Below are 17547 nucleotides of genomic sequence, written 5' to 3'. Positions count from 1 at the left end.
GGCCTCTTCGCGGGCAAGCCCGCTCCCACAGGGATTCATGTAGTCCTTGTGGGAGCGGGCTTGCCCGCGAAGGCGTCAGCCCAGACACCACACATCTCAAGCCCACCCCCTAAAGCCCTGCCGTCTGCGCTACCATGCCTGGCCGGACGCAGCAGCCTGCTGCGCGCAGGAGTCAGCATGGCCCACCCGTTTGAAACCCTTACGCCAGACCTCGTGCTCGATGCCGTTGAAAGCATCGGCTTTCTAAGCGACGCACGCATCCTGGCCCTCAACAGCTACGAGAACCGCGTCTATCAGGTCGGCATCGAAGACGCCGAACCGCTGATCGCCAAGTTCTACCGGCCGCAACGCTGGAGCAACGAAGCGATTCTGGAAGAGCACCAGTTCACCGCCGAACTCGCCGACTGCGAGGTGCCGGTCGTGGCGCCGTTGATCCACAACGGTGAAACCCTGCACGAGCACAACGGTTTCCGTTTCACCCTGTTCCCCCGCCGTGGTGGCCGCGCGCCGGAGCCGGGCAACCTTGATCAGCTGTATCGCCTTGGCCAGTTGCTCGGGCGCCTGCATGCGGTCGGCTCGACCCGGCCGTTCGAGCACCGTGAAGCGCTGGCGGTGAAAAACTTCGGCCATGACTCGCTGGCCACGTTGCTCGACGGCAATTTCATCCCCCGTAGCCTGCTACCGGCCTACGAATCGGTGGCCCGCGATCTGCTCAAGCGTGTGGAAGATGCCTACAGCAACACGCCGCACCAGAACATCCGCATGCACGGTGACTGCCACCCCGGCAACATGATGTGCCGTGACGAGATGTTCCACATCGTCGACCTCGACGACTGCCGCATGGGTCCGGCGGTGCAGGACATCTGGATGATGCTCGCCGGCGATCGTCAGGATTGCCTGAGCCAGTTGTCGGAACTGATGGACGGCTACAACGAGTTCCACGACTTCGACCCCCGTGAACTGGCCTTGATCGAACCGTTGCGCGCCTTGCGCCTGATGCACTACAGCGCCTGGCTCGCCCGCCGCTGGGACGACCCGGCCTTCCCCCGCAGTTTCCCGTGGTTCGGCACCGAGCGTTATTGGGGGGATCAGGTATTGGCGTTGCGCGAACAACTGGCGGCGCTCAACGAAGAGCCACTGAAGCTCTTCTGACAAACACAGACCCCATGTGGGAGCGGGCTTGCTCGCGAAGGCGGTCTATCAGTTGAAACATGAAGTGACTGACACCACGCATTCGCGAGCAAGCCCGCTCCCACAGGTACTGTGTTCACAAATGACCTACCTATTCAGTCAGGACATTCGCAGACAATTCTCCTTACAATCCCCTCTTTGTTAGCTGCCTAAGCAAGGATTCTGCATGCAAGCCGCCAACCCGCGTCGCGGGTACATTCTGGGCCTGAGTGCCTACATCATCTGGGGACTTTTCCCCCTCTACTTCAAAGCCATCGCCAGCGTGCCCGCCGTGGAAATCATCATCCACCGGGTGCTGTGGTCGGCGTTGTTCGGCGCCTTGTTGCTGTTGGTCTGGAAGCATCCCGGCTGGTGGCGCGAGCTGCGGGAAAACCCGCGACGCCTGGCGATCCTGGCCCTGAGCGGTGCGCTGATCGCGGCCAACTGGCTGACCTACGTCTGGTCGGTGAACAACGGCCGCATGCTGGAGGCCAGCCTCGGTTACTACATCAACCCGTTGGTAAACGTATTGCTGGGCATGCTGATCCTCGGCGAACGGCTGCGGCGCATGCAATGGATTGCCGTCGGTCTGGCGGCTGTCGGTGTGGCCCAACAGGTCTGGCAGGTCGGCAGCCTGCCGTGGGTGTCGCTGGTGCTGGCACTGACCTTCGGTTTCTATGGCCTGATTCGCAAGCAGGCGCCGGTCAAGGCGCTGCCAGGGCTGGTGGTGGAAACCTGGATGCTGGTACCGATTGCCATCGGCTGGTTGCTGCTCAATCCGACGGCCAGCAGCGCCCAGGCCGAATTCTGGACCACGTCCCAGGCCTGGTGGCTGGTCGCCGCCGGTCCGATCACGCTGGTGCCGCTGGTTTGCTTCAACGCTGCTGCACGGCATTTGCCCTACACGACACTGGGGTTCCTTCAGTACCTGGCGCCAACCCTGGTTCTGCTGCAAGCAGTCCTGCTGTTTGGTGAGCACCTGTCGTCCAGCACCTTGGTAGCGTTCATGTTTATCTGGGCCGGCCTGGCGGTTTACAGCGTCGATGCGTGGATAAGTTTGCGCCGCCGCAGCTGATCAAAAAACGCACAAAAACCTACAGGCCACGTCTCCCGTGGCCTGCATCATTCCTTCCCAAGGTTATCCACAGCGTGATCCCCGCCGTTTGTGCGCAAGTAGCTGAAACTGCTGGTTTTTTGATCAGAACCTGAATAGCCCCGGTCGGCGTGGCCTGGCGGAGTGTCTCTACAGGTTATCCACAGGCCGGTGCACGTTTAACTTGGATAACCTGATCAAGGTTCACTGCGCAGCACCAATTCGACCATCAGGTCGTCAGCCAGGGTTTCCAGGCGCGATTGCAGTACGTCCAGCGACAGCGTCAGCGGGACCGCGAGAATCGCTTCGGCATGGAACAACGGCTCGCTGCTCATCGGTGCCGGGCGCACTTCGGTGACCAGCCGTTCAAGACTCACCCCCTGCTCGCTCAACAAGCGCGTGATGTCACGCACGATCCCCGGGCGATCATTGCCCACCAGCTCCATGGCGATCGGTTTCCAGGTGCAGGATTGTTCGATGCTGCTTTCGGCGATCAATACGCGAATGCCCAGGGTGGACAAGCCTTGCAGGGCATCGACCAATTCGTCGTAGGCCTCGGCCGGCACCCCCACTCGAAGAATCCCGGCGAATTGTCCCGCCATGCGCGACATGCGGCTTTCCAGCCAATTGCCGCCGTGCTCGGCAATGCACTGGGCGATGCGCTCGACTTGTCCGGGCTTGTCCGGAGCAAAAACAGTGAGTACGAGGTGGTCCATGGCACAGCCCTCTGGTCATGACTTTTGTTATAGAGAACCAAGTATAGGCAAGGGATGGGAGGTGCCTGGGCAGATCCGGAATCAAAGGTGAATCGACTGGCCCCTTCGTCGGAACGCCGCCCGGACCAAGCCCGCTCCCACAGGGTCATGCGCTGTCCTTGCGGGAGCGGGCTTGCTCGCGAATGGATGCACCGCCGATCTGACCGACCAAACAAATCGTGTACAACTTTTGATATTTAACTGGAACAATCTACTGGTTTTTTGAGAACATCCTGCTCCGCGCCGTGACCGCAATGCGTCATGGAGTCGCAGAACGACGTAATTAGTCTAATTTTCACAACCGCAATTCATCATGTAGTATGCCGCAGCGCGCACTACATAACGTTGGATCGATGTCTGCCGCAGGCACGTTCGCAACCCTGAAAGCCCTGTCAGCAAGGCCCCAAGCCGTTGATTGGTCCCAACCCAGCCGCCCGTCATGGGCATGTACTGGTAGAGGGGTTTGTGGTTTAAATGGCCAAAGGCTTCATTGTTAAATTGAAGAGCTGAAAAGCGAAATAGCTGAGCAGAGTGAGGCAAGCAATGACTGAACACGTTCAAGTCGGTGGCCTGCAGGTCGCCAAAGTCCTGTTCGACTTCGTGAACAACGAAGCCATTCCCGGTACCGGCCTCACCGCCGATAAGTTCTGGGCCGGTGCCGACAAGGTCATCCATGACCTGGCGCCGAAGAACAAAGCCCTACTCGCCAAACGCGATGATTTCCAGGCTCGTATCGATGGCTGGCACCAAGCGCGTCGAGCTCTTGGGACAGCCCAGGTGCACGACCCGAAAGCCTATAAAGCCTTCCTGCAAGAGATCGGTTATCTGCTGCCAGAAGCGGCCGATTTCCAGGCAACGACGCAAAACGTCGACGAAGAAATCGCCCGCATGGCCGGCCCGCAGCTTGTAGTGCCGGTGATGAATGCCCGTTTCGCCCTCAACGCCTCGAACGCCCGTTGGGGTTCGCTGTATGACGCGCTCTACGGTACCGACGCCATCAGCGAAGCCGATGGCGCGGAAAAAGGCAAAGGCTACAACAAGGTACGCGGTGACAAGGTTATCGCTTTCGCCCGTGCCTTCCTTGACGAAGCAGCGCCTTTGGCCGCCGGCTCCCACGTCGACTCCACCGGCTACAAGATCGTCGACGGCAAACTGGTGGTCGCCCTCAAAGGCGGCAGCAACACCGGCCTGCGCAACGATGCGCAACTGATCGGCTTCCAGGGCGATGCCGCTGCACCGACCGCGATCCTGCTGAAAAACAACGGCCTGCATTTCGAAATCCAGGTCGACGCCAGCACCCCGGTCGGCCAGACCGACGCGGCCGGCGTCAAAGACATCCTGATGGAAGCCGCGCTGACCACCATCATGGACTGCGAAGACTCGGTTGCCGCCGTCGACGCCGATGACAAAGTGGTGATCTACCGCAACTGGCTCGGCCTGATGAAGGGCGATCTGTCGGAAGAAGTCGCCAAAGGCGGTCAGACTTTTACCCGCACCATGAACGCCGACCGCACCTACACCGCTGTCGATGGCAGTGAACTGAGCCTGCACGGTCGTTCGTTGCTGTTCGTGCGTAACGTCGGTCACCTGATGACCATCGATGCGATTCTGGACAAAGACGGTAACGAAGTGCCGGAAGGCATTCTCGATGGCCTGGTGACTTGCCTGGCATCGATGCACAACCTGAACGGCAACACCTCGCGCAAAAACACCCGCACCGGCTCGATCTACATCGTGAAGCCGAAAATGCATGGCCCGGAAGAAGCAGCGTTCACCAACGAGCTGTTCGGTCGCATCGAAGACGTGCTGGGCTTGCCGCGCAACACCCTCAAAGTCGGGATCATGGACGAGGAGCGTCGTACCACGATCAACCTCAAGGCCTGCATCAAGGCGGCGAGCGAGCGAGTGGTGTTCATCAACACCGGCTTCCTCGACCGCACGGGCGATGAAATCCACACCTCCATGGAAGCCGGCCCGATGGTGCGCAAGGCGGACATGAAGGCGGAAAAATGGATCGGCGCCTACGAGAACTCCAACGTCGATATCGGCCTGAGCACCGGCCTGCAAGGTCGCGCACAGATCGGTAAAGGCATGTGGGCCATGCCTGACCTGATGGCGGCGATGCTCGAACAGAAAATCGCCCACCCGATGGCCGGTGCCAACACCGCCTGGGTACCATCGCCGACCGCTGCCGCTCTGCACGCGCTGCACTACCACAAGGTTGACGTGTTCGCCCGTCAGGCCGAACTGGCCAAGCGTGCCCACGCTTCGGTGGACGACATCCTGACCATCCCGCTGGCGGTGAACCCGCAGTGGACCGCCGAACAGATCAAGAACGAACTGGACAACAACAGCCAGGGCATTCTCGGTTACGTGGTGCGCTGGATCGACCAAGGCGTTGGCTGTTCGAAAGTGCCGGACATCAACGATGTCGGCCTGATGGAAGACCGTGCCACGCTGCGTATTTCCAGCCAGCACATCGCCAACTGGCTGCGTCACGGCATCGTCACCGAAGAGCAAGTGATGGAAAGCCTCAAGCGCATGGCGCCGGTGGTTGACCGTCAGAACGCCGGCGACGCGCTGTACCGTCCGCTGGCCCCCAACTTCGACAGCAACATCGCCTTTCAGGCGGCGGTCGAACTGGTGGTTGAAGGCACGAAGCAGCCGAACGGCTACACCGAGCCGGTCCTGCACCGTCGTCGTCGCGAGTTCAAGGCTGCCAATGGCCTGTAACTGAGCGTCTGCGCCGGACATGAAAAAGCCCTGATCGAAAGATCAGGGCTTTTTTGTTTGCAATGATTTGTTGCTCTTTGTGGGAGTGGGCTTGCTCCGGGCGGCGTTCCGACGAAAGCGGTGCATCTGCCAAAAAATACTCGACTGACACTACGTATTCGCGAGCAAGCCCGCTCCCACAGGGATTGTGCAGGGTTTACCGGCTTGGACTAAGGCTCCATCCCAAGCTCATGCTTGACCAACTCCAGCAGCTTGCCGGCATCGATCGGCTTGAGCAGAAAGTCCACCACACTCAAATGCATCGCGGCGATCGCATCTTTTACGTCGGCATCGCCCGATACGATGATGACCGGCAACGCCGCCCGTACCGACTCGCGGACCTGCCGGATCAGGTCCAGCCCGTCGACATGACCCATGCGCAGGTCGGTAATCAACAGTCCGATCGAAGGTTTCTCCTCCAGCATCTTGAGTGCCGCTTCGCCACTGGCCGCGGTCAGGCAGCGAATACCGTCCAGCGCCAGGATCTCTGACAGCAGGTCCCGGGCGTCTTTATCGTCATCGACGATCAGCACCCGTTGCGGTGGCAGGTCAGGTTCCAGCATGACGGCACTCAGCGCTTCGCGCTCGGCGTCGCTCAAAATATCGTGGTCGGACATGACTTTCCCTATATGTTCAATACCATTCCCTGGCACAGCAGTGAGGCATCCCTAAGCAGACCATCAATGTGCACCTCGTCGGAGAATAGTCCAATAGGGCAACAGAGAGGTTTTTCGCACAATTGCGTAGGACTTTTCCGACATTTCAGCGCGCTAACCGCCTACCTAGACTTACGTCCAATGGGCACCCCGACCGCAGGGGTCGACCATGTCCATGTCATCCGACTACAACAATTCAAAAAAAGACTGCGGTAATGGTTATGAGTAAAGCGGACGCCTTCACACAGGCAGGGAAAACCGCGGTGTTGCAGAACATCCAGGGCACGTTGCAATTCCTTCAGCGCTTCCCGCCCTTCAACCAGATGGAACACGCTCACCTGGCGTATCTGGTCGAGCAATGTCAGCTGCGTTTTTACGCCCCCGGCGAGAGCATCATCAAACCCGCCGACGGGCCGGTCGAGCACTTCTATATCGTCAAGCAAGGCCGGGTCGTGGGCGAGCGTCCGCATACGGCAAAAGGTGGCACCGAAACGGTCTTCGAGATCACCACCGGCGAGTGTTTCCCCCTCGCGGCGTTGCTGGGTGAACGGGCGACCCGCACCGAGCACCTGGCCGGCGAGGACACCTTCTGCCTGCAACTGAACAAACCGGCGTTCATCCGCCTGTTTTCGCTGTCGGACACCTTCCGTAACTTCGCCCTGCGCTGTGTCAGCAGCCTGCTGGATCAGGTCAACCAGCAAGTGCAGCAAAAAGCCGTGGAAACCCTGGGCACCCAATATTCGCTCAATACCCGACTGGGCGAACTGGCCATGCGCCACCCCGTAACGTGCGGCCCGCTGACGCCATTGCGCGAAGCCGTGACATTGATGCACGAACAACAGGTCGGCAGCATCGTGGTGGTCGATGAATTCAAGGCGCCATTGGGGATTTTCACCCTGCGCGACTTGCGTCAAACCGTGGCCAACGGGAGCAGTGATTTCAACGAAGCCATCGAAGGACACATGACCCGGGCGCCGTTCTTCCTGTCGCCGGATCACAGTGCATTCGACGCGGCGATTGCCATGACCGAGCGTCACATCGCCCATGTCTGCCTGGTCAAGGACCAACGCTTGTGCGGCGTGGTTTCCGAGCGCGATCTGTTTTCCCTGCAACGGGTCGACCTGGTGCACCTGGCGCGCACCATCCGCAACGCACAGAAGGTGGAAAACCTGGTGGCGCTGCGGGGCGAAATCGGCCAACTGGTCGAGCGCATGCTGGCCCATGGTGCGTCTTCGACGCAGATCACCCACATCATCACCCTGCTCAACGACCACACCGTGTGCCGGGTGATCGAACTGACCCTCGCCGAAAAAGGTGATCCCGGCGTGCCATTCAGCTGGCTGTGTTTCGGCAGTGAAGGCCGTCGCGAGCAGACCCTGCACACCGATCAGGACAACGGCATTCTGTTCGAAGCCAGGGATGCAGCCCATGCCGCCGAGATTCGCGGCAAGCTGTTGCCCATTGCCCAGCAGATCAACCAGAGTCTGGCGCTGTGCGGCTTCACCTTGTGCAAAGGCAATATCATGGCCGGCAACCCCGAGCTGTGCCTGTCCCGGGCCGAATGGGCGCGGCGCTTTGCGGCGTTCATCCGCGAAGCCACCCCGGAGAACCTGCTGGGTTCGAGCATCTATTTCGATTTGCGCGTGGTCTGGGGCAGCGAGCAAGGCTGCGAGCAGTTGCGTCGGGGGATTCTCGATCAGGTCGGCGACAACCGTTTGTTCCAGCGCATGATGGCTGAGAATGCGCTGCGCAATCGCCCGCCCGTAGGACGTTTCCGCGAGTTCGTGCTGGCGCGCAAAAATGGTGAGAAGGCCACCCTGGACCTTAAGATCCAGGGCCTGGCACCGTTTGTCGACGGCGCCCGGTTGCTGGCCATGGTCCACGGTATCGAAGCGAACAACACGCTGGAGCGTTTTCGCCAGCTGATCGACAAGGAGGTCATCGATCCCCTGGACGGCGCCGCGTACGAAGAGGCCTATCACTTCATTCAGCAAACCCGCATGCAGCAACACCAATTACAGACCCGGGAGAATTTTCCCTACTCGAACCGGGTCGATCCCGACAGCCTCAATCACCTGGACCGGCGCATCCTGCGTGAGTCCCTGCGCCAGGCACTGCGCCTGCAAAGCAGCCTGGCCTTGCGGTATCAGTTATGAGCCTGTTTTCGTGGCTGCGCCCGCCGAGCCTCACCCTGTCCGCCGACCTGCAGCATCGCCTGGAACGCTTGCCGGCCGCTGCCGCCCTGGGCGAATGCAGCCTGCGTGAGCAGCGCTGGGTGGTGCTCGATCTGGAAACCACCGGGCTGAACCTGAACAAGGACCATGTGTTGTCGATTGGTGCGGTAGCGATCGAGGACGGGGCCATCGACTTTCGCCAGCAGTTCGAACGCACCTTGCAATATCCGCAAGTAAAACTCGGCCCCAGCGTGCTGATCCACGGCATTGGCCCCAGCGCCATTGCAGCGGGCAGCGACCCGGCAGAAGCACTGCTCGACCTGATGGAGTACATCGGGGACAGTCCGGTGCTGGCCTTCCACGCGCCGTTTGACCAGCACATGCTCGGCCGTGCGCTGAAAGATCATCTGGGTTTCAAGTTGCAGCATCCGTTTCTGGACGTGGCGGACATTGCCCCGCTGCTATGCCCCCAGGCGCACTTTCGCGAGGCCGGGCTGGACGACTGGATCGACTGGTTCAAGCTCGAAGTCTTCGAACGCCACCACGCCAGCGCCGACGCCCTGGCCACCGCCGAATTGATGCTGATCCTGTTCAGCCGCGCGCGGCAGCAGCAGATTCATAGCCCGTTGAATCTGCAACAGCGCTTGAGTCAGTGGAAACGGCGCCAACAAACACCTTCCTTCTAGTCTTCGGCGCCTGCTCCGGCTTCATCGCGGGCAAGCCCGCTCCCACAGGAGTACCGAAATCCCTGTGGGAGCGGGCTTGCCCGCGATGAACGATGACGCGCTCTCCGACCAACGCCAATTGCTTACCTCCCTCGCCTCTGCCACAATCGCGAACAATTCTCGTTAGTTAATATTTCCCAATCGGTGATGCTGCGTGTCGTCAGTTCCAAGCCCTCAAAGTGAGCTCGTCGGTGCGTTATATCGCGACCATCGCGGTTGGCTATTGGCCTGGCTTCGACGCAACGTCGCCTGCCCGCAGCGGGCCGAAGACCTGAGCCAGGACACGTTCGTACGTTTGCTGGGCCGTGAGGAACTGAAGGTGCCGCGCGAGCCCCGGGCGTTCCTGGTGGCGATAGCCAAGGGCCTGCTGTTCGATTATTTCCGTCGCGCCGCGCTGGAACAGGCCTACCTCACCGAACTGATGCTGATCCCGGAAGCCGAACAACCTTCGGTGGAAGAACAGCAAATGATCCTCGAAGACCTGAAAAACATCGACCGCTTGCTCGGCAAGCTATCCAGCAAGGCCCGGGCGGCGTTCCTCTACAACCGCCTCGACGGCCTCGGCCACGCAGAAATCGCCGAGCGCCTCGGTGTGTCGGTGCCGCGGGTGCGCCAGTACCTGGCCCAAGGCATTCGCCAGTGCTACATCGCTCTGTATGGTGAGCCGACGTGAACCCGGTCAGTTCCAAACCAGTATCGGCCAACGTGCTGGATGCGGCGATTGCCTGGCAGTTGTCCATGGACTCCGCCAACCCGATAGAACGCGAAGAATTCGCCAAATGGCACGCGGCCCACGAAGAACACGCCCGCGCCTGGCGCCAATTGGGCATGCTCGACCAGCGTTTCAACGTGGCCAGCGGCCCGGCCCGCACGGCCTTGCTGCAATCGCGCGCAGGCATTCGCCGGCGAGTGCGCAAGCTTGGCAACGGTGTCGCCAGTATCGTCGCCGTGATCGGCCTGGCCCTGTTCGCCGGGGATCGTTACCTGTCGATCGACTATTGGCTGGCCGACCAGCGCACCGCCGTTGGCGAGCAGCGCACCCTGCGTCTGGCTGACGGCACGCTGATCAATCTCAATACCCACAGCGCGCTGGATCTGCGTTTCGATGAAAAGCAGCGGCGCATCGTGCTTCAGGAAGGCGAAATCCTGGTTGAAACCGGCCATGGCGATCCCCGGCCGTTCATCGTCGAAACCCGCGAAGGCAGCATGCGTGCGCTGGGTACGCGGTTTCTGGTCAAGCGCGAGGAAGACGGAACGCGCTTGAGCGTCTTGCAGTCGGCGGTGGCGGTTCACCCTGAGTCCAACCCGGACGAACAGATTCTGCGCGAAGGCCAACAGGTGCTGATCCGCAACAACGGCCTGGGCCCGGTTCTGGCCGTCAACCTCGGCGCGGATGCCTGGACCCGTGGCATGCTGGTGGTGGACAACACGCGGCTGGAAGATCTGGTGCATGAAATCGGCCGCTATCGAAACGGATACGTCGGGGTCGCGCCGGAAGTGGCCGACCTGCGCATCACCGGCAGCTTCCCGCTGCGCGACACCGACCTGGCACTCAATGCCCTGCTGCCGACCTTGCCGGTGCAGATCGAACAGCACACGCCATGGTGGGTGAAGGTGGTGGCCAAGGCTGATACCAAGCCCTGAAATCGTAGCGCCAGACAGTCTGCCTTCGCGGGCAAGCCCGCTCCCACAGGGGACCGCATTCAACTGTAGGAGCGAGCTTGCTCGCGATGACGGCGTTCGACTCCCCGCAAAAACCGGTTTGACCCAACAGGCGCTGCAACCGAGCGCTGAATCGAAATTATTTTCATCCAGCCCTATCACTTTTTGATTTTCGTTCGGCACACAGGCAATTGAGAAATGTTTCCATTCAGGAGCCGCTGTATGCCTCGTTCGCTAGACTCCCTGTTGCGCCACAGTTTGCTGGCGATCGCCATTGCCCTTTGCACCCCGTTGGCCAGCAGCCAACTGGTCGCCGCTGAACAGGCGTCCAGCGTCCGCGCCTACAACCTGCCGGCCGCGCCGCTGTCCAGCACCCTGAACCAGATCGCCAGCCAGGCCGGTTTGGCCCTGTCGCTGAATCCTTCCCTGGCGGCGGGCAAGACCTCGGCGCCGGTCAAAGGCCAATTCGACGCAGCCGGCGCCCTGCGCGAAGCCCTGCGTGGCACCGGGCTGCAATTGGAACAGAGCAATGCGGGCACCTACAGCCTGATGGCCGTGCCCGAGGGTGTGATGGACTTGCCGGCAACCAGCGTGATCGGCGTGCAAGACACTGAAAGCGCCTGGGGCCCGGTACAGGGCTACCTGGCCAAGCGCACCGCCGCCGGCACCAAGACCGACACCGCGCTGGTCGAGGCGCCACGTTCGATTTCGGTCGTCACTCGTGAGCAGATGGATGACCGCAACGCGCACACCCTCGATGATGCCGTGCGCTACTTGCCGGGTATCACCTCCAGCAGCTTCGGCAGCGACACCCGCGCCGACTGGTTGCGCGTGCGGGGGTTCGAGCCAACTCAATTCCTCGACGGCCTGCCACTGCCAAAAGGTGTGTACTCCAACCCGAAACAGGAAACCTGGAACCTCGACCGCCTGGCGCTGCTGCGCGGCCCGGCCTCCTCGGTGTACGGCCAAACCCCGCCGGGCGGCCTGCTGGACATGGTCAGCCGTCGCCCAAGCGCTGAAGCCAACACCGAGATCCAGTTGCAATACGGCAGTGACAATCATCGCCAGATCAACTTCGCCAGCACCGGCAAGATCGACGACGAAGGCCAGTTCCTGTACAGCCTCAGCGGCGTACTGCGCGACGGCGGTACGCCCATCGACCACATCGATGACAAGCGCTACAACATTGCACCGAGCCTGACCTGGAACATCGACGAAGACACCAAATTCACCCTGCTCACGCAGTTCACCCGTGACGATACCGGTATCACCAGCCAGTTCTATCCGATCCAGGGCACCAAGATCGACATGCCGTTCGGCGATATCTCCCACCACAAGAACCTGGGTGACCCGAACTATGACTTCTACGACCGCACCTACTACGCGCTGGGTTATGCCTTCGAACACCGCCTGAACGATGTCTGGCAGTTTCGGCAGAACCTGCGCTACACCAAGTCGGAGCTGTCGTTCCAGGCCGTGACCGTCAATAGTTACGGCCCCTCTTACGGGTCTATTGTTGACGATCAAGGCAACACCGGCCGTGGCACCACCAATGTCGACGAAGACATCGCCCAATTCGCCGTGGACAACAACTTCCAGGGCGACTTCGTCACCGGCGACGTCAGTCACACCTTGCTGATCGGCCTGGACCACCAGCGCAACACCACCAACTACCTCTCGATCTTCGGCACCGCGCCAGACATCAACGTCAACGACCCGGTCTATGGTTTGCCGATCACCCGTCCGCCACGCTCCACGGCGTTCTACGACTACGAACAGAAGACCCAGCAGACCGGCCTGTACATCCAGGACCAGATGGCCCTCGGCCAATGGCGCCTGACCCTCGGCGGCCGTGAAGACTGGGTCCATACCGGTACCACGTTCTTCAACAAGGGCGATGCCACCAACACCGAACGCGACAAGAACTTCAGCGGCAACGCGGCGATCAGCTACGTGTTCGACTCGGGCTTCGTGCCCTACCTGTCCTACGCCGAATCGTTCCAGCCGACTAGCAATGCGGTCGCCTCGCCGACCGAGTCGTTCAAGCCGACCGAAGGCAAGCAATGGGAACTGGGGATCAAGTACCAGCCACCGGGCAGCAACACCCTGTTGACGGCGGCTGTGTATGACCTGACCCAGAAAAACGTTTCCGTCACCAACAACGTGGGCAACGTGACCGTCACCAGCCAGACCGGCGAAGTGAAAGTCAAAGGCCTGGAGCTGGAAGCCGTTTCCGACGTGACCGAAAACCTCAAGGTCACCGCAGCCTACACCCTGGCCAAATCCGAAGTGCAAGAGGGCATCTACAAGGGCAATCGCCTGCAACTGATGCCTAACCAGCAAGCTTCGGTGTGGGGCGACTACACCTGGCACAACGGTGTGCTGGATGGCTTCGGCATCGGCGCCGGCGCGCGCTATACCGGCAATACCTATGGCGATCAGGCCAACACCTGGCTGGGCAAAGCCGATGCCTACACGGTGTTCGACGCGGTGGTTCACTACGACCTCGGTCGCCTGGACAACAGCCTCAAAGGCGCTTCGCTGGCCGTTAACGCAACCAACCTGCTCGACAAGGACTACATCTCGACTTGCGACAGCTACTACTGCTACTACGGCGACCAGCGCAGTGTCGTCGCAAGTGCAACCTACAAGTGGTAACGCGTTGAGCTGACACGCCCAATGACCAGGCCGTCCTTCGTGGACGGCCTTGGTTTTTCTGAAGGCTATGAAATGAAAAGTAAAACAATTCGCCGCTGGTCCGCTGTTCATACCTGGGCCAGCCTGATTTGTACGGTGTTCCTGTTGCTGCTGGCACTGACCGGCCTGCCGTTGATCTTTCACCACGAGATCGACCACTTGCTGGGCGATGCGCCGCAAGTGAAGGCAATGCCGGCGGACACCCCGCACCTGAATTTGCAGCAGTTGGTGCAGGCCGCCGAGCAACATCGCCCCGGTGAAGTCATGCAGTATTTTGGCTTCGAGGACGATGAGCCCAACGCGGTGCTGACCATCATGGCCGCGACCGCGGGCACCGAGCCGAATTCGTCCCACACCTTCATGCTCGACGCCCGTACCGGCGAAGCACTGGAGACGCCATCGGCCAACGGCGGTTTCATGATGACCATGTTGCGCCTGCACGTGGACATGTTCGCCGGCTTGCCAGGCAAGTTGCTGCTGGCGTTCATGGGCATTCTGTTCGTGGTGGCGATTGTTTCCGGTACGGTGCTGTACCTGCCATTCATGCGCCGCCTGAAATTCGCCACCGTGCGCCAGGACAAATCCACGCGCCTGCGCTGGCTCGACCTGCATAACCTGATCGGCGTGGTGACGTTGACCTGGGCCCTGGTGGTCGGCATGACGGGCGTGATCAGCGCCTGCGCCGACCTGATCATTGCCGCCTGGCGCAACGACAGCCTGAGCGCGATGGTCGCGCCGTACCGCGATGCGCCACCGCTGACGCAACTCGCGCCCGCGACCCGTTTGCTCGATATCGCCAAGGAAGTCGCGCCGGGCATGCAGCCGGACTTCATCGCCTTCCCCGGCACGCGCTTTTCCAGTGAGCATCATTACGCAGTGTTCATGAAGGGCAGCACACACCTGACCTCGCACCTGCTGACGCCGGTACTGATCGACGCCAGCACCCTGCAAGTCACCGCCGTGGCCGAACGACCGTGGTACATGGACGCCATGGGCATGTCACAACCGCTGCACTTCGGTGACTACGGCGGCATGCCGATGCAGATACTCTGGGCGACCCTGGATGTGCTGACCATTATCGTGCTGGGCAGCGGGGTCTACCTGTGGGTGGTGCGACGCAAGGCGGCCAGGCCGGTACCGGAAAAAGCGGAGAGCGCGGCATGAAGCCCCGGCAGTCGAATTTCTGGAAGGTCTTCTCGACGCCCACGGTAATCGCCCTGTTCAGCGCAGCCGGATTGTTTGCCGCACTACTTGGCGATGGAATCTGGGACGCCCTGAGCTGGCTGGGACTGGGAACTCCAGCCATCCTCGCCCTGCGCGGCCTCCTGCAACCCCGATAACCCGTAGCAGCTGCCGAGCCTGCGAGGCTGCGTTCGGCTGCGCAGCAGTCGTAAAACCTGCAATCGTGTTCTTTCAGGAGAACCGCATCCCCTGTATTACGACTGCTGCGCAGCCGAACGCAGCCTCGCAAGCTCGGCAGCTGCTACGAAATCCTGTCCACCTCTAACTGGATCACCTAGCTACTTGAGCTGTGGGTTCAACACGCTATGCTGCCCGTCACTGCCACCGATCGAGACGCTGCCATGTCCGCCCCGAGCATGACCCTGTACCACAACCCGCTCTCTCCCTTCGTTCGCAAAGTCATGGTGCTGCTGCACGAAACCGGTCAACAGGACCGCGTGGCGCTGCAGACCAGCGTCCTCACCCCGGTTACCCCGGACCCGGCCCTGATCGACGACAACCCCCTGAGCAAAATTCCGGCGTTGCGCCTGGCGGACGGCAATGTCATCCATGACAGCCGGGTCATCCTCGACTACCTCGATCAGCAACACGTCGGCAACCCGCTGATCCCCCGCGAAGGCTCGGCCCGCTGGCGGCGCCTGACCCTCGCTTCCCTTGCCGACGGGATCATGGACGCGGCCGTGCTGGTGCGCTACGAAACCGCCCTGCGTGCCCCGGAGAAACACTGGGACGAATGGCTCGACGGCCAGCGCGACAAGATCCGCCGCGCCCTGGCCCTGCTGGAAAAGGACGCGATTGCCGAGCTGACCTGCCACTTCGACGTGGCCGCGATCAGCGTGGCCTGTGCACTGGGTTACCTGGACCTGCGCCACCCGGATCTGGATTGGCGCGAAGCCAATCCGCAGCTGGCGGCGTGGTATTTCGAGGTGAGCCAGCGGCCTTCGATGATTGCGACGATGCCGAAGGTTTAGATCTTCGCTGACTGCTCCCCCCCTTCGCGAGCAGGCTCGCTCCCACCTTTGACTGCGGTCCCATGTGGGAGCGAGCCTGCTCGCGATGGCAGCACAACGAATCTGGCTCAAACAACCCGGCAATCAGCGTCGCCAACACCCTCCCCTCTCGCTGGTCTTCCCGCAACCCCACCGACCGGCTCATTGCACCGCTCCAATATCGAAGTCCAAAGGTTTCGGCGTTTTTTGCCCAACCCCATACCAGTCCAGCTTGCGGGTCAACACCATGAACACGCCCAGCAAGCCGAACAGCAGCAACGAGCCCATCAACAACGCGTAATCCTCAGCACTCAACAACCCGTAGAGCAGCCCATACAACGCCGCCAATCCTGCGGAAAAGCTCAGCCCGTGTCGCACGCTGCGCAACACGTGGCAAACGTAGAACCCGATCAACAACACACAACCGCTGGCTGACAACAGGAACGCCAGGGCAAAGCCGATGTGCTCGGACAACGACAGCAACAACAGGTAGAAGAACGCCAGTGCCACCCCCACCAACGCGTATTGCACCGGGTGCACCGCGAGGCTTTTCAGCACTTCGAACAGGAAGAACCCGGCGAAGGTCAGGACAATGAACAGCAACGCGTATTTAATCGCCCGATCGCTTTTCAGGTACTGGTCCACCGGGTCGATGAAGCTCACCCCGAAGCTGCGGCCGGACAACGTCTCACAACCGCCGCGGGACACGCAGCTGTTCAAAGTTTCTTGCAGGTTGGTGGAGAAAAATGAGGTCTGCCAATGGGCGGTAAAACCTTGATCAGTGATCTCGCGCTGGGCAGGCAGGTAGTTGCCGATGAAGCTTGGATGCGGCCAGTTGGCATTGAGCGAAACTTTGCTGGTCTTGCCCACCGGCAGGATCTGTAACTGACCGGTGCCTTGCAGCTTCAGGTCAAAACCGAAGGAAAACTCCGTGGCCTGCTTTGTCTCCAACACCGGCAGGGTCACGTGTACGCCTTCACCCAGCCAGCCCACCTGGCTGCCCGGAATGAAATCCAGTTTTTGGCCGTTGAGTTCAAGCTTCAAAGCGTTTTCGATACCCCGAATGTCGCTGATACCAACGGCGAGGAACGGCTGGTCGAATCGGTAATCGGCGAAATCTTCCTTGATGCCCAGTTGAACCGGCAGGGAAAAGTGGCCGCTGATGCGGTTGTCGGCATGGAACAGCCGCGCCTGGTAGATACCTCGGGAACGCAGTTCGGTCTGAACGTCTGCGTCGAGTTCGAAGCGCTCCGGCAGAAAATACAAACGACCGCGTTCCTCACCGATCTCCTGATAACGCTTGTTGGTTTTTTCGTGGATCTTCCAGGTGCGCACGACTTTACGATACGGCACCACCATCAGCGGCCCGCTCAATTGCTGGCTGTAACTGGAACTGCGGGCAATGTCTTCGAGCACGCCATCGCGCAGTTGCTGGCGGTCCTGGATCACGCCGTTGATCATCAGCAGTGGAACCAGCAGTAACAGAATCAACAGGGCAATTGCCCCGAATTTTAGGGCCAGGCTACGGTTCATGGGGCTCTCCCTGTTTTGGATGGGGAAAGTCTGGGTTGGCTGTGTGAGGAATGAATGGAGGGAGTGTGGAGACTTTGTG

General features: G+C 60.7%; 14 protein-coding genes. 11 read left to right on the top strand and 3 right to left on the bottom strand.

Annotation, left to right across the window (positions count from 1 at the left end; genetic code table 11):
- The first annotated feature begins 177 nt into the window (after positions 1 to 177).
- Positions 178 to 1152 carry a serine/threonine protein kinase gene (locus PMI34_RS19635; RefSeq protein ID WP_008048240.1) on the top strand — a complete coding sequence of 325 codons (975 nt, stop codon included), beginning with the start codon at positions 178 to 180 and terminating at the stop codon, positions 1150 to 1152.
- Between the two features lie 205 nt (positions 1153 to 1357).
- Positions 1358 to 2245 carry an EamA family transporter RarD gene (gene rarD, locus PMI34_RS19640; protein ID WP_008048232.1) on the top strand — a complete coding sequence of 296 codons (888 nt, stop codon included), beginning with the start codon at positions 1358 to 1360 and terminating at the stop codon, positions 2243 to 2245.
- 215 nt (positions 2246 to 2460) lie between these two features.
- Here the strand turns inward: rarD and PMI34_RS19645 are convergent, their stop codons facing one another.
- Positions 2461 to 2979: a glycine cleavage system protein R gene (locus PMI34_RS19645; protein WP_008048231.1), complete on the bottom strand. Its 519-nt coding sequence runs from the start codon at positions 2977 to 2979 to the stop codon at positions 2461 to 2463.
- A gap of 582 nt (positions 2980 to 3561) precedes the next feature.
- On the opposite strand from PMI34_RS19645, the gene PMI34_RS19650 reads away from it, so the two are divergent.
- A complete protein-coding gene (locus PMI34_RS19650) occupies positions 3562 to 5751 on the top strand; it encodes a malate synthase G (protein WP_008048230.1) in 2190 nt (729 codons plus the stop codon).
- 209 nt (positions 5752 to 5960) lie between these two features.
- Here PMI34_RS19650 and PMI34_RS19655 read toward each other — a convergent pair whose 3' ends face one another.
- Positions 5961 to 6407: a response regulator gene (locus PMI34_RS19655; RefSeq protein ID WP_008048229.1), complete on the bottom strand. Its 447-nt coding sequence runs from the start codon at positions 6405 to 6407 to the stop codon at positions 5961 to 5963.
- A 254-nt stretch (positions 6408 to 6661) separates the two neighbouring features.
- Here PMI34_RS19655 and PMI34_RS19660 point away from each other — a divergent pair, with 254 nt between their 5' ends.
- The 8 genes from PMI34_RS19660 (at position 6662) to PMI34_RS19695 (ending at position 15917) form a co-directional block, all read left to right on the top strand.
- Positions 6662 to 8602, top strand: coding sequence for a DUF294 nucleotidyltransferase-like domain-containing protein (locus tag PMI34_RS19660; protein ID WP_008048228.1), 1941 nt, complete (start codon positions 6662 to 6664; stop codon positions 8600 to 8602).
- Positions 8599 to 9306, top strand: coding sequence for a 3'-5' exonuclease (locus PMI34_RS19665; protein WP_008048226.1), 708 nt, complete (start codon positions 8599 to 8601; stop codon positions 9304 to 9306). The genes PMI34_RS19660 and PMI34_RS19665 overlap by 4 nt, the downstream gene beginning before the upstream one ends.
- Before the next feature lie 193 nt (positions 9307 to 9499).
- Positions 9500 to 10018: an RNA polymerase sigma factor gene (locus PMI34_RS19670; protein ID WP_008048225.1), complete on the top strand. Its 519-nt coding sequence runs from the start codon at positions 9500 to 9502 to the stop codon at positions 10016 to 10018.
- Positions 10015 to 10989: a FecR domain-containing protein gene (locus tag PMI34_RS19675; RefSeq protein ID WP_008048224.1), complete on the top strand. Its 975-nt coding sequence runs from the start codon at positions 10015 to 10017 to the stop codon at positions 10987 to 10989. Before PMI34_RS19670 ends, PMI34_RS19675 begins: the two co-directional genes overlap by 4 nt.
- 240 nt (positions 10990 to 11229) lie before the next feature.
- Entirely contained in the window at positions 11230 to 13665 is a 2436-nt protein-coding gene (locus tag PMI34_RS19680; RefSeq protein WP_008048223.1) for a TonB-dependent siderophore receptor, read from the top strand.
- Between the two features lie 72 nt (positions 13666 to 13737).
- Positions 13738 to 14868, top strand: coding sequence for a PepSY-associated TM helix domain-containing protein (locus PMI34_RS19685; RefSeq protein WP_032829503.1), 1131 nt, complete (start codon positions 13738 to 13740; stop codon positions 14866 to 14868).
- Positions 14865 to 15044: a hypothetical protein gene (locus PMI34_RS19690; RefSeq protein WP_008048220.1), complete on the top strand. Its 180-nt coding sequence runs from the start codon at positions 14865 to 14867 to the stop codon at positions 15042 to 15044. Before PMI34_RS19685 ends, PMI34_RS19690 begins: the two co-directional genes overlap by 4 nt.
- 243 nt (positions 15045 to 15287) lie before the next feature.
- Positions 15288 to 15917 carry a glutathione S-transferase gene (locus tag PMI34_RS19695; protein ID WP_008048218.1) on the top strand — a complete coding sequence of 210 codons (630 nt, stop codon included), beginning with the start codon at positions 15288 to 15290 and terminating at the stop codon, positions 15915 to 15917.
- 180 nt (positions 15918 to 16097) lie between these two features.
- Here PMI34_RS19695 and creD read toward each other — a convergent pair whose 3' ends face one another.
- On the bottom strand, positions 16098 to 17468 hold the full coding sequence (gene creD, locus PMI34_RS19700) for a cell envelope integrity protein CreD (RefSeq protein WP_008048216.1): 1371 nt from the start codon (positions 17466 to 17468) through the stop codon (positions 16098 to 16100).
- Positions 17469 to 17547 lie beyond the last annotated feature (79 nt).

The sequence above is a fragment of the Pseudomonas sp. GM74 genome, from assembly GCF_000282455.1.
Classification (GTDB): Bacteria; Pseudomonadota; Gammaproteobacteria; order Pseudomonadales; family Pseudomonadaceae; genus Aquipseudomonas.
The sequence above is the reverse complement of the archived record's forward strand: the minus strand, read 5'-3'. Positions and strand labels throughout refer to the sequence as shown.

What these genes read in the sequence shown, in the direction of transcription:
- PMI34_RS19635 (WP_008048240.1), top strand. Translation starts at nt 178, where the DNA reads ATGGCCCACCCGTTTGAAACCCTTACGCCAGACCTCGTGCTCGATGCC.
- rarD (WP_008048232.1), top strand. Translation starts at nt 1,358, where the DNA reads ATGCAAGCCGCCAACCCGCGTCGCGGGTACATTCTGGGCCTGAGTGCC.
- PMI34_RS19645 (WP_008048231.1), bottom strand. Translation starts at nt 2,979, where the DNA reads ATGGACCACCTCGTACTCACTGTTTTTGCTCCGGACAAGCCCGGACAA.
- PMI34_RS19650 (WP_008048230.1), top strand. Translation starts at nt 3,562, where the DNA reads ATGACTGAACACGTTCAAGTCGGTGGCCTGCAGGTCGCCAAAGTCCTG.
- PMI34_RS19655 (WP_008048229.1), bottom strand. Translation starts at nt 6,407, where the DNA reads ATGTCCGACCACGATATTTTGAGCGACGCCGAGCGCGAAGCGCTGAGT.
- PMI34_RS19660 (WP_008048228.1), top strand. Translation starts at nt 6,662, where the DNA reads ATGGTTATGAGTAAAGCGGACGCCTTCACACAGGCAGGGAAAACCGCG.
- PMI34_RS19665 (WP_008048226.1), top strand. Translation starts at nt 8,599, where the DNA reads ATGAGCCTGTTTTCGTGGCTGCGCCCGCCGAGCCTCACCCTGTCCGCC.
- PMI34_RS19680 (WP_008048223.1), top strand. Translation starts at nt 11,230, where the DNA reads ATGCCTCGTTCGCTAGACTCCCTGTTGCGCCACAGTTTGCTGGCGATC.
- PMI34_RS19685 (WP_032829503.1), top strand. Translation starts at nt 13,738, where the DNA reads ATGAAAAGTAAAACAATTCGCCGCTGGTCCGCTGTTCATACCTGGGCC.
- PMI34_RS19690 (WP_008048220.1), top strand. Translation starts at nt 14,865, where the DNA reads ATGAAGCCCCGGCAGTCGAATTTCTGGAAGGTCTTCTCGACGCCCACG.
- PMI34_RS19695 (WP_008048218.1), top strand. Translation starts at nt 15,288, where the DNA reads ATGTCCGCCCCGAGCATGACCCTGTACCACAACCCGCTCTCTCCCTTC.
- creD (WP_008048216.1), bottom strand. Translation starts at nt 17,468, where the DNA reads ATGAACCGTAGCCTGGCCCTAAAATTCGGGGCAATTGCCCTGTTGATT.